The sequence below is a fragment of the Cupriavidus malaysiensis genome, from assembly GCF_001854325.1.
Lineage (GTDB): Bacteria > Pseudomonadota > Gammaproteobacteria > Burkholderiales > Burkholderiaceae > Cupriavidus > Cupriavidus malaysiensis.
Window position 1 is genome coordinate 2,856,227 of the sequence record NZ_CP017755.1, and the last position, 12,279, is coordinate 2,868,505.

Annotated in this window: 9 protein-coding genes; 6 read left to right on the forward strand and 3 right to left on the reverse strand. The window is 69.8% G+C overall.

The window, feature by feature from the left end:
- Window positions 1-34 precede the first annotated feature (34 nt).
- Entirely contained in the window at window positions 35-928 is an 894-nt protein-coding gene (locus tag BKK80_RS32030) for an IclR family transcriptional regulator (protein ID WP_071018393.1), read from the reverse strand.
- Window positions 929-1,310: 382 nt separating this feature from the next.
- On the opposite strand from BKK80_RS32030, the gene BKK80_RS32035 reads away from it, so the two are divergent.
- The 5 genes from BKK80_RS32035 to BKK80_RS32055 all read left to right on the forward strand — a co-directional run bounded on the left by BKK80_RS32035 (window position 1,311) and on the right by BKK80_RS32055 (window position 6,047).
- Window positions 1,311-2,174 (forward strand): branched-chain amino acid ABC transporter permease, encoded by an 864-nt coding sequence (locus BKK80_RS32035; protein ID WP_071038896.1) that lies wholly within the window; start codon window positions 1,311-1,313, stop codon window positions 2,172-2,174.
- A 13-nt stretch (window positions 2,175-2,187) separates the two neighbouring features.
- On the forward strand, window positions 2,188-3,213 hold the full coding sequence (locus BKK80_RS32040; protein ID WP_071018390.1) for a branched-chain amino acid ABC transporter permease: 1,026 nt from the start codon (window positions 2,188-2,190) through the stop codon (window positions 3,211-3,213).
- Entirely contained in the window at window positions 3,206-3,970 is a 765-nt protein-coding gene (locus BKK80_RS32045; RefSeq protein WP_071018388.1) for an ABC transporter ATP-binding protein, read from the forward strand. Before BKK80_RS32040 ends, BKK80_RS32045 begins: the two co-directional genes overlap by 8 nt.
- Window positions 3,957-4,664, forward strand: a complete 708-nt coding sequence (locus BKK80_RS32050) for an ABC transporter ATP-binding protein (RefSeq protein ID WP_071072745.1) — start codon at window positions 3,957-3,959, stop codon at window positions 4,662-4,664. The genes BKK80_RS32045 and BKK80_RS32050 overlap by 14 nt, the downstream gene beginning before the upstream one ends.
- 210 nt (window positions 4,665-4,874) lie before the next feature.
- The gene (locus BKK80_RS32055; RefSeq protein WP_071018384.1) at window positions 4,875-6,047 is read left to right on the forward strand and encodes an ABC transporter substrate-binding protein; all 1,173 of its coding nucleotides are present in this window, start codon (window positions 4,875-4,877) and stop codon (window positions 6,045-6,047) included.
- An 81-nt stretch (window positions 6,048-6,128) separates the two neighbouring features.
- Here the strand turns inward: BKK80_RS32055 and BKK80_RS36840 are convergent, their stop codons facing one another.
- Together BKK80_RS36840 and BKK80_RS32065 are read right to left on the reverse strand one after the other, a co-directional pair.
- Window positions 6,129-8,777: a DUF6600 domain-containing protein gene (locus BKK80_RS36840; RefSeq protein ID WP_157903379.1), complete on the reverse strand. Its 2,649-nt coding sequence runs from the start codon at window positions 8,775-8,777 to the stop codon at window positions 6,129-6,131.
- Window positions 8,778-9,038: 261 nt separating this feature from the next.
- On the reverse strand, window positions 9,039-10,364 hold the full coding sequence (locus tag BKK80_RS32065; protein WP_071018381.1) for a putative bifunctional diguanylate cyclase/phosphodiesterase: 1,326 nt from the start codon (window positions 10,362-10,364) through the stop codon (window positions 9,039-9,041).
- Window positions 10,365-10,652: 288 nt separating this feature from the next.
- Here BKK80_RS32065 and BKK80_RS32070 point away from each other — a divergent pair, with 288 nt between their 5' ends.
- Window positions 10,653-12,272, forward strand: a complete 1,620-nt coding sequence (locus tag BKK80_RS32070) for a methyl-accepting chemotaxis protein (protein WP_071072749.1) — start codon at window positions 10,653-10,655, stop codon at window positions 12,270-12,272.
- The last annotated feature ends 7 nt before the right edge of the window (window positions 12,273-12,279 follow it).

Here is a 12,279-nt window from a genome sequence, read left to right on the forward strand (position 1 = left end):
GTGTTGGGGAATGGGCAGGATGAAGGGGTACGGATCAGGGCAGGCGCTCCTCCGTGCTGTCGCCGCCCTGCCAGAGCCGGTGCTGGATCGCATCGGCCAGCGCGCGCACGCGCGGACCGAGGTTCGCTTCCAGGATCTCGGGCGGCAGCCGTTCGGCCGCGCCGCCGATATTGATGGCCAGCACCTCGGCGCCGCCCTGCAGCCGCACCGGCGCGGCCGCGCCGGCGACGCTGCGCTCCCACTCGGCGTGGGCGAGGCAGAAACCGTGCCGCGCGTAGTCGCGCAGCGCACGCTCCAGGCGGCTGCGCACGCCCGGCCAGCGCGGGCCGTAGTGCCGCTCCAGCGTGGCCAGCACCGGCTGTCGGCGCGCCGGCGGCAGGCCGGCCAGCCAGGCGCGCCCGATCGCCGAGGTGGCCATCGGCAGGCGCGAGCCGGGCGTCAGGCGCTTGACCAGCGCGCCGCGCGGCTGGCAGGCCTCCAGGTAGATCATCTCGTGCCGGTCCGGCATCGCCAGCGCCACCGTGCAATCGGTGGCGAACGACAGCGACTGCATCAGCGGCCGCGCGATGTCGCGCAACCGTGAGCCGGCGATATAGCGGTGGCCCAGCACCAGCACGCCCTGGCCGAGCCGGTATTTCTCGCGCTCGGGTGCATAGACCAGATAGCCCAGCCGCGCCAGCGTGTAGCTGAGCCGGGACACCGTGGGGCGCGGCAGCCCGGTGCGGCGCGACAGCTCGGCATTACCGAGATAGTCGTCGTCGGGGCCGAAGGCACGCATCAGTTCCATGCCGCGCGCGAGCGCGGTGACGAAGCTGCGGTCCGCCTCGCCATCCTCCGCCGCTGCCGCCACCGGCGCGCCGGAAGCGGCGCCGGCAACGGGCGCCGCGCTCGCATCGGTTGACAAAGGGATCGTTATGGTGCGCTTCATGACGACAACGACAGGAAAAACGACGACCAGCGGCCTGGGCCGCCAGGGCGTGAGAACGACCTATTTCGCGCAGCGAAATACATCTCCGTATTCCTTGACTGTGCATCAGGCCGTATGCAACAGTCAATTAGAACGAACGATCGTGCGGGAATATCAGGGCTGACCTGCCTTCCACGACACGACGGGCCACGGCGCCGGTCCACGCCGCCGGGCCGCCAACTTCAGGAGACAAGAGATGCACCACACCTTATCCGCCACCGCGCCGCCACGCCGCTAGCGCTCGACGCCTTGGCGGCGCACCTGCCGCCCACCCTGCTTCGCCGCGTCCGGGCCCGCACGGCCCGTGCGTGCCTTCGTTCGCGATTCGAAAATAGGCAAGTCTGTGGCACTGTTCCTTCAGCAATTCCTCAATGGCCTGACGCTCGGCGGCGTCTACAGCCTGGTGGCGCTGGGCCTGACCCTGGTCTACGGCATCCTGCATGTTCCCAACTTCGCGCACGGCGCCTTCTACATGGCCGGCGCCTACGTGTCCTATTACGCCATGACGGCGCTCGGCTGGAACTACTGGCTGGCCATGGCGGGCGCGGCGCTGGCCGTGGCGCTGCTGTCGATGCTGGCCGACCGGCTGGTGTTCCATCCGCTGCGCAATGCGCCGGAGCTGCACGACATGATCGCCGCGATCGGCATCATGCTGTTCCTCGAGGCCGGCGCGCAGGCGCTGTGGGGCGCCGACTTCCAGCGCATGCCCACGCCCTACGGCCAGCTCGTCGACCTGTTCGGCCTGACCGCGCCGGCACAGCGCCTGCTGATCATCGTGGCGGCCTTCGCGCTGATGGTGCTGCTGCACCTGTTCCTGACCCGCACCGTGACCGGCGCCACCATCATGGCGATGGCGCAGAACCGCGAGGGCGCGGCGCTGGTCGGCATCGACGCCACCCGGGTGACGCTGCTGGTGTTCGCCATCTCGGGTGCGCTGGCGGCCGTCGCGGCCACGCTGTACGCGCCCATCAACCTGGTCTACCCGAGCATGGGCAACCTCGTCATCACCAAGGCCTTCGTCATCATCATCCTCGGCGGCATGGGCAGTTTCCCGGGCGCCATCGCCGGCGGCCTGATCATCGGCATGGCCGAGAGCTTCGGCGGCTTCTACGTGTCGACCGATTACAAGGACATCATCGCCTTCGTGCTGCTGGTGGCCATCCTGTCGGTGCGCCCGCAGGGCCTGTTCGCCGCCAAGACCGCATAAGGAGCCGGAAGCCATGAACGCATTGCAAGGCAAGACGGGCTGGGCGCTGCTGCTGGCCCTGGCGGTGGCCTTTCCGCTGGTCGCCTCCAACAGTTACTTCCACACCGTGATGACGCTGGCCTACATCTACGCCATCGCCACCCTCGGCCTGAACCTGATCACCGGCTACACCGGCCAGCTCAACCTGGCGCATGGCGGCTTCATGGCCATCGGCGCCTACACGCTGGGCATCCTCACGGTCGACCACCAGGTGCCGTTCTGGACCGCGTTCGCGCTGTCCGGCGTGGTCTGCATGGTCATCGGCTACTTCGTCGGCCTGGTGTCGCTGCGGCTGCGCGGGCACTACTTCTCGATCTTCACGCTGTGCGTCGGCTACATCATCTACCTGCTGATCGAGAAGTGGGAAAGCCTGACGCACGGCACCGTGGGCCTGATCGGCATCCCGGTGCCGGCGGCCATCGGGCCGCTGCAGTTCGACAGCGTGCTGGCGCAGTACTACCTGGTGCTGGCCTTCCTGGTGCTGGGCACCTGGCTGATGCACCGCATCGTCAGCTCGCTGCTGGGACGCAGCTTCCTGGCCGTGCGCAACAGCGAGGCGCTGGCCGAAGCGCTGGGCGTCAACCTGATGCGCACCAAGGTGCTGTCCTTCGTGCTGTCGGTCGGCTATGCGGGCTTCGCCGGCGCGCTGTATGCGGGCCAGGTGCGCTTCCTCGGCCCGGACATCGCCCGCACCGACCTCACCTTCGACATGGTGATGGCCATGCTGGTGGGCGGCACCGGCACCTTGCTGGGACCGCTGCTGGGCTCGGTGCTGGTGCCGTGGGTGACGCAGACGCTGCAGTTCCTGCAGGACTACCGCATGCTGGTGTTCGGCCCGGTGCTGATCCTGCTGATCATCTTCGTCCCGGACGGCATCGTCGGCTCCTGGCTCAAGCGCCAGGCGCGCCGCGAGGCCGCGATGCGCCGCACCGCACGGCAACCGGGCACGGCCCAGGCCGCCCGCGCCGCCAGCCCCACCGCCGGAGCCGACCATGCTTGAGATCCGCAACCTGACCAAGAAATTCGGCGGCCTGACCGCCGTGCACGATGTGTCGGTCAAATTCGAGGCCGGCCACATCAATGCCATCATCGGCCCCAACGGCGCCGGCAAGACCACCTTCTTCAACCTGATCGCCGGCACGCATGCGCCCAGCTCGGGCCAGATCCTGCTGCGCGGCAGGGACGTGGCCGGCCTGCGCGCCGACCAGATCGCGCGCCTGGGCGTGGCCCGCACCTTCCAGGCCACGCACCTGTTCGACCGCGCCTCCGTGCTGGACAACCTGATCGTGGGCCACCGGCTGCGCACGCGCTCCGGACTGGCCGACGTCATCTTCAACACGCGCCGCCTGCGCGAGGAAGAGCGACTGTGCCGCGCCAAGGCCGAGGAGGCACTCGACTTCGTTGGGCTCTCCCACCTGGCGCACGAAGTGGCGGCGGACATCACGCAGGAACAGCGCAAGCGCGTCGCCTTTGCGCTGGCGCTGGCCACCGACCCAGAACTGCTGCTGCTCGACGAACCAGCCGGCGGCGTCAATCCGGAGGAGACCGTGGGCCTGGCCGAACTGATCCGCAAGATGGTGCGCCATGGCAAGACCGTCTGCCTGATCGAACACAAGATGGACATGATCATGCGCATGGCCGACAAGATCATGGTGCTGAACTACGGCGAGAAGATCGCCGAGGGAACGCCCGCGCAGATCCAGCAGGATCCGCTCGTCATCGAGGCCTACCTGGGAGCCGACCATGTTGCAGCTTGAGCGCGTCTCGCTTTCCTACGGCAGCTTCCGCGCCCTCGACAACATCAACCTGCACGCCGGCGCCGGCGAGCTGGTGGTGCTGCTGGGCGCCAACGGCGCCGGCAAGAGCTCGATCTTCCTGGCCCTGAGCGGCATCCACCGCACCAGCGGCGGCAGCATGCGCTTCGACGGCCGCGAACTCGGCGGCATGAAGCCGTCGCAGATCGTGCAGGCCGGCCTGGTGCACTGCCCCGAGGGACGCAAGCTGTTCCCCGCCATGAGCGTGGAGAAGAACCTGGTGCTGGGCGCCTACGTGCACCGCGGCGACCGCGCCGGCAGCCAGCGCACGCTGGAAGAGCTCTACCAGATGTTCCCCATCCTGCGCGAGAAGCGTCACCAGGCCGCTGGCTCGCTGTCCGGTGGGCAGCAGCAGATGGTGGCGCTGGGCCGCGCGCTGATGGGCCGCCCGCGCGCGCTGCTGCTCGACGAGCCCTCGCTCGGCCTGGCGCCGCTGGTGGTCAAGCAGATGTTCGAGGTGATCCAACGCATCAACCGCGCCGGCACCACGGTGCTGCTGGCCGAGCAGAACGCCTACGCGGCACTGGGCATCGCGCACCGTGCCTACGTGATCGAAGGGGGGCGCATCGTCATGGAAGGCGACCGCGACACCCTGCTCAAGGACGAAGGCATCCGCAAGGCGTACATCGGCGGGTGAGCGATGCAAGCGGGCCGAGGGTGTCATCCTCGCAGCCCCGACCAGCGGGCTCCTGCCCTCTTCCCCGGCCCCTCTCCCGCAAGCGGGAGAGGGGAGCACACCGGCAGCACTCCACGGACCCGGCTACCCGCCCTGCTCCCTGGGCACAGCAACACGATGAACAAGCAAGCCATACCCGAGCAATACGCAACGACAACAGGAGACAGCCTCATGCAGCAAAAGACGATCCGCCGCATCTTCCCGCTGGCCGCCACCGCCATGGCCGCCCTGCTCGCCTCGGGCGCCGCGCTGGCGCAGGAAGTGGTCAAGCTGGGCTACACGGGCCCGCTTTCCGGCGGCGCCGCCCTGTACGGCAAGAACGTGCTGTCCGGTATCCAGATGGCCGTGGACGAGATCAACGCCAAGGGCCTGGAGGTGGGCGGCAAGAAGGTCAAGCTCGAGGTGGTGTCGCTGGACGACAAGTACTCGCCGGCGGACGCCGCCATCAACGCGCGCCGGCTGGTGCAGCAGTACAAGACGCCTGCCGTGTTCGTACCGCACTCGGGCGGCATCTTCGCGCTGCAGGCTTTCAACGAGCAGGAGAAGTTCCTGGTGATGGCCTACTCCAGCGTGCCGCGCATCACCGACGTGGGCAACAAGCTGACCATCCGCATCCCGCCGGCCTATACCGGCTATATCGAGCCGTTCATCAAGGCGGAGATGAAGCGCTTCGGCAAGAACGTCGCGCTGGCGCCGGCCGACCACGACTACGCCAAGGCATGGGTGCAGGCCTTCGTGCCGGCGTGGGAGGCCGCGGGCGGCAAGGTGGTGGCCAACAATCCGATGTCCTATACCAAGGCCACCGACTTCTACAGCGGCGTGTCGCGCGTGCTGGCCGACAAACCCGACGTGATGTTCGTCGGCGGCCCTTCCGAGCCCACCGCGCTGGTGGTCAAGCAGGCGCGTGAGCTGGGTTTCAAGGGCGGCTTCATCGTGATGGACCAGGCCAAGCTCGACGAGATGGCCAAGGTCACCAACGGCCTGGCCATGCTGGAAGGCTCGATCGGCGTGCTGCCGCTGGTCAACGATGCGCGTCCGGCGGCGCAGGCATTCAACGGCCGCTACAAGAAGCTGCATGACGGCAAGGATGCCACCACCGAGATGTCGTTGAACTACACCATGGTGTACGCACTGGCCGGCGCCATGAAGCTGGCCGGCACCACCTCGGACGCCACGGCCATCCGCGCCAAGCTGCCCGATGCGGTGAAGACCATGGCCAAGGATGCCAACCCCAACGAGGTGGAGGGCATCGACGCCAAGGGCGGCACGGTGGCCGACACCATCGTCGGCGTGGTGCAGGGCGGCAAGATCGCCCAGGTGCGCCTGTCCGAACTGGGCAAGTAAGCCGGCACCGCCGGAAAGCCTGCGGCGCGCGGCGGGACACTCCCGCCGCGCGCCGCTTGCCTTGGGGCCCTCCGCCCAGGACTAGCGCTGCGGTTGCTGTTGTTGCTGCTGTTGCTGTTGCTGCTGCTCTCGCTGGCGCCGCTGCGCGTCCTGCTGCTGGCGCTGCTGTTCCTGCATCTGCTGCTGTTGCCGCTGTTGCTGCTGTTGCTGTTGCTGTTCCTGCATCTGCCGCTGCTGCTGGAACTGCTGGCGCTGCTGCTCGGCCTGCTGGCGCTGTTGCTCCTGCGCCTGCCGCTGCTGGTCAGCCTGGCGACGCTGCATCTCCTGCATCTGCCGCTGCTGTTCCTGCATCTGCCGTTGCTGTTCCTGCATCTGCCGTTGCTGCTGCTCCTGCATCTGGCGTTGCTGGTCTGCCTGCCGGCGCTGCTGCTCCTGCATCTGCCGCTGCTGCTCGGCCTGCTGGCGCTGCAGCTCCTGCGCCTGCCGCTGCTGGTCAGCCTGGCGGCGTTGCATCTCCTGCTGCTGGCGCTGCTGTTCCTGCATCTGGCGCTGCTGGTCCGCCTGCTGCCGCTGCTGGTCGGCCTGGTGGCGCTGCGTTTCCTGCTGCTGGCGCTGCTGTTCCTGCATCTGGCGCTGCTGGTCCGCCTGCTGCCGCTGCTGGTCGGCCTGGTGGCGTTGCATTTCCTGCTGCAGGCGCTGCTGCTCCTGCATCTGGCGCTGCTGGTCGGCCTGCTGCCGCTGCTGGTCGGCCTGGTGGCGTTGCGCCTCCTGCTGCAGGCGCTGCTGCTCCTGCATCTGGCGCTGCTGGTCCGCCTGCTGCCGCTGCTGGTCGGCCTGGTGGCGTTGCGCCTCCTGCTGCTGGCGCTGCTGCTCCTGCACCTGGCGCTGCTGGTCCGCCTGCTGCCGCTGCTGGTCGGCCTGGTGGCGTTGCATTTCCTGCTGCAGGCGCTGCTGCTCCTGCATCTGGCGCTGCTGGTCCGCCTGCTGCCGCGGCATCTCCTGCTGCTGGCGCTGCGGCGTCTCGAATGGTTGAGCCGGCCCCGCGCGTCCCGGCTGCGTGCCCGGCATCGGTGCGCCAGGCATGCCCGGTCCGCCGCGCGGGAACTCCTGCGATCCGCGCGCTGGCGGCACCGCCGGCGGCTGGCGCGGCGGCTGCGCGCCGATCGCCGGCACCTGGGCGCGCGGCGGCTGCCCCGCGCGGCTGAGGCGCAGGCCGGGCCCGGGTGCGGCGGACGGGGCCGGCACCGGCGCCGCGTGCAGCGCCGCGCCCGCGCCGGGCACGGTCGCTCCCTCCCTGGCGAAGCGGCCGGCCAGTTCGTCCGGCGGGCGGCGCGCCGGCGCGCGCAGTGCCACCACCGGGCGGGACCAGGCGCCGGCCGGCGGCGGTGCGTGCCGCGCCGCGGCTGCGCCGGCCAGGCTGGCCTGCACCGGCGCCAGCAGCGGCGCGCCTTGCCCCTCGCCGGCCGGCAGGTGGCGCCAGTCGCCGCGCCGGGCACCGTGTGCCACCGGGCGGCCCTGGACGAAGGCGGCAGCGCTCATCACGCTGATCGCACCGGGCACCAGCCGGTTCGGCACGGCACCGGGCGCCGGCGCGCCGAAGGGCCGCCCCCCGCCGCCGGCGACGTTCACATTGACGTTGACATTGACGCGGGCCACATAGGCCGGGCTGGCCCGGTAGACCGGACGATAGGGCTCGGCCGGCCCGAGCGGATACCAGGCGACGCCAGGCCCGGCGGCAGCAGCGGCGCCGACGAAGGCCACCAGCGCCGGCGCATAGCAGGGATGAGACACCCGCGGCCCGGGCACCCAGCCCCAGCGGTGGCCGATGAAGGCCCAGCGGCCATAGTGGAAGGGGGCGAAACCCCAAGGCTCGCTATCCACCCAGGTCCAGCCCCACGGCGCGATCCAGACCCAGTTGCCGCTGCTGTAAGGCACCCAGTCCGCCGCCACCACATTGGGGTACCAGACCGCGCCGTAGCCCTGGTCCTGCTCCCAGGCGCCGTAGGCGTCGAGTTCCTGGTAGCCCGGCATCTCCGGCGAGACATAGCGGGCCGAGCGCGAAGCGTCTTCGCGTGCATCGCGTGCCAGCGTCCAGCGGTCGAAATCGTCCTCCGGGCCATACGGCACCGGCCCGGCATCGGCGAGGTCGGTGCCGCCGAGGCGGATGCGCTCGCCGGCGGCCAGCGCCAGCGAGCGGGTGTCGCCATACAGCTCGGCGCGGCCGCGCCGTACCGTGACCATGGTGGTGGAGCCATCGGCGGCGACGTCGAGGCGGTAGTCGCCGGGTTCGGCCGGCACCAGCGCCAGGTTGGGCGTATCGATCTCGACCGACTGGCCGGCCGGCAGCGCGCGCACGCGCAACTGCAGGGTGCCCTGCGTGAGGCGCACCTGCGTCATGGTGTCGTCCAGGTTGAGCACGCCGATGGCGGTGCCGCCGCCGAGCCGCAGCGCGGTCGAGCCGATATGCAGTTCGGTGCGCCCGGCGGGATCCACCCAGAGGCTGTCGCCGGTGCTGATGGGTCGGTTGGGGCTGGCCTGCACCCAGGCATCCGAACCCGCCGGCGCCAGGCTCAGGCCACCGGACCGCTCGGTCACGGTAGCGACGCGCGCGGGAGGATCGGCCTGCTGCGCGCGTGCCGGCGCGTGTGCGGCCAGGAGCAGGGCCGTGGCCAGCATGGCCGCGCGCAAGGTCGCCTGGACAGCGCGCCGGGAAAGCGGAAGGGTATGCATGATCGGTGTGCCGGCGGGGCCCGAAGCCCGCCGTCCTGTACGGAGCCTATACCGTGGAACGCGCCGCCGCCGTTTGCGCGCACGTGATTTTGTAAGCAGATCTGTCTCCCGCCGGGCATGCCGGCGGCGTGCCGGAAAGCGGGGATTCAGAAGGAATCCAGAAGGAATCCAGAAGGAATTCGGGGGGATCCGGACGGAATTCGGAGGGGAAAGGCGGGCCGGAGCGAGCACGGGCACGCCCCGGGGCGTGCCCTGTCCGGGTCAGCCGGTCTGGCTGCGGATGTACTCGGTCAGCCGCTCCGCCGACATGGGGCGGCCATAGAGGTAGCCCTGGGCCTCGTAGCAGCCGTTGGCGAGCAGGAAGTCGCGCTGCTCGGCGGTCTCCACCCCTTCGGCCACCACGCCGATGCGCAGGCTGGCGCCGACGTCGATCAGCGAATGGACGATGGCGGCGTCCACGGGGTCCTGCGTGACGTTGCGGATGAAGCTCTGGTCGATCTTGAGCCGGTCGACCGGGAACGACTTCAGGAAGCTCAACGACGCATAGCCGGTGCCGAAGTCGTCGCAGGTCAGGGTCACGCCGTCGCGCCGCAGCGCCTGCAGCTGGTCGGAGATCTCGTCGCCCTGCTGCAGGGCGATGGTCTCGGTGATCTCCAGTTCCAGCCGCTCGGGCGCCAGCTGCAGCTCGCGCAGGACATGGCGCACCTCGGTCAGCAGCCGGCTCTCGGCCAGCTGTGCGGCGAACAGGTTGATGGCCACGCGTGGCGCATTGGCGAAACCCAGCGTCCACACCCGGGCCTGGGCGCAGGCGGTATGCAGCAGCCACATGCCGACATCGCCGGCGACGTTGCTGGCGGCCAGCGCGTCGATGAAGCTGGCCGGCTGCAGCAGGCCCAGGGTCGGGTGGCGCCAGCGCATCAGCGCCTCGGCGCCGACCACGCGCCCGTCGCGCAGGTCGACCTGGGGCTGGTAGAGCAGTTCGAACTGGCGCTGCGCATAGGCTTCGCGCAAGGCCTGCACCAGCGACAGGCGCGTCGCCACGTCGGTGCGCATCTGCGGCTTGAAGAAACGGATGGTGCGGCCGCCGTCCCGCTTGGCCCGGCCGAGCGCCAGGCTGGCCGAGGCCAGCACCTCGGACACGTCGTTGCCGGCGGCGGGTACCACGCAGGCGCCGACGCTGGCCAGCACATGGTGGCGGCGGCCCTCGACCTCATGGAATTCGGACAGCAGGGACAGGATGGCGGCGCTGATATGGCGGACCAGGGTCGGATCGGAGATCGAGGGCAGCAGCACGCCGAACTCGTCGCCGCCCACGCGGCCCAGCTCGGCGTCGCGCGGCGAAGCATCGCGCAGGCGGCGCGCCACCTGGCGCAGGATGGCATCCCCCTCGCCGAAGCCGTGCATGTCGTTGAAGGCGCGGAAGTCGTCGATGCCGATCAGCAGCAATGCGCAGCGGGGCACCGCCTCCTGTGTCAGGCGTGCCTCCAGCCGCTTCAAGAATGCCTGGCGCGAGGGTATCCCCGTGAGCGGATCCACGTCCGCATCCGGCGAGGCACCGGTCGCCTTGGCCTCCGACCTGGCCACCATTCCAGCCTTGTAGGTGATTATCGACATCGTTCGGATCTAGCTATTTGGCTAGTGTGACGAAAACTTGGAAAAAATCAAGCGCCCCGCATCGCTTTTGCTGCGGCGCAATAGTACAAGCCGCCATCCCGTCGCCGGCATTGAAATGGCCTGGACGTTACAGTACCCTACGCCGCACAACTGCGCCGGCGGCCCGGCCGCGCCCGACCCAAGCCCGCCCGCGGCCCGGCCGCCGGCGGGCTGTCGCCGTCCCGCCCGACGCAGAACCAAGCCGCTACCGGAAACCGCACCGTGAACCACTGGACCATCCGTACCCGCATCCTGGCCAGCTTCTCCTTCATCCTGCTGGTGATGCTGCTGATGAGCGTCGTCGCCTACAACCGCCTCACCGCCATCGACCACGAGGCGGTACAGATGCAGCGCGACGCGCTGCCGGGGCTGAACTACAGTACCGGCCTGCGCGGCGTCTGGGGCGAACTCTACGTGCTCGGCTGGGAAACCGTGAGCGCGGCCAGCGACAGCCAGCGCCAGCAGTTCCAGGAGCAGACGCGCGACGCCCTGCAGCGCCTGGACAAGCTGCAGCAGCAGTACGAATCGACCATGTTCCGCGACGACGACCGCGCCCGCTTCGCCGCCTATACGGCGGCACGGGCGCGCTATGAGGAGGCCGCGCGCGCCTTTGCCACGCCCGACGCGTGGAAGGGCGCGGCCCCGGCCGAGGCGGCGCTGCGCGGGCCGGCGCACGAGCGCTGGACCGAGGCGCGCAAGGTGGTGCAGGAGATGGTCGACGACAACAACGCGGTGGCCAACCGCGCCTCCGGCGCCATCGTCGGCGCGGTCGATGCGGCCAAGACCAGCATCGAGGTCGCGCTGGTGGTGGCGGTGCTGGCCGCCATCGTCTGCGGCTACCTGCTGCTGCGCGCCATCACGGTGCCGATGCAGTCCATCGTCTCGCTGCTGGGGGGCATCCGCGGCGGCGACCTGCGCCTGCGCATGGCGCTGCGGCGCCATGACGAGTTCCTCGCCGTCGAGGAGGGCTTCAACCAGATGTCGGGCGAGCTGACCGGCCTGGTCAGCCAGGCCCAGCGTTCGGCCATCCAGGTCACCACCTCGGTCAACGAGATCGCCGCCACCGCGCGCCAGCAGCAGGCGACGGCGACGGAAACCGCCGCCACCACCACCGAGATCGGCGCCACCTCGCGCGAGATCTCCGCCACCTCGCGCGACCTGGTGCGCACCATGTCCGAGGTGTCCGGCGCCGCCGAGCAGACCGCCGGCCTGGCAGGCACCGGCCAGGCCGGCCTGTCGCGCATGGAGGGCACCATGCAGCACGTGATGGACGCGGCCGGCTCGGTCAACGCCAAGCTGGCCACACTCAACGAGAAGGCCGGCAACATCAACCAGATGGTGACCACCATCGCCAAGGTCGCCGACCAGACCAACCTGCTGTCGCTGAACGCCGCCATCGAGGCCGAGAAGGCCGGCGAATACGGCCGCGGCTTCTCGGTGGTCGCCACCGAGATCCGGCGTCTGGCCGACCAGACCGCGGTGGCTACCTACGATATCGAGCAGATGGTGCGCGAGATCCAGTCGGCGGTGGCGGCCGGCGTGATGGGCATGGACAAGTTCTCCGAAGAAGTCCGGCGCGGCATGTCGGAAGTGACCCAGGTTGGCGACCAGCTGTCGCAGATCATCGGCCAGGTGCAGTCGCTGGCGCCGCGCGTGCAGATGGTCAGTGAGGGCATGCAGGCCCAGGCCAACGGCGCCGAGCAGATCAACCAGGCGCTGATGCAGCTGTCCGAAGCCGCGCAGCAGACCGTGGAATCGCTGCGCCAGTCGGGCCAGGCCATCGACGAGTTGACACTGGTGTCCAACGAACTGCGCGCCGGCGTCTCGCGCTTCAAGGTGTAAGCCCCGC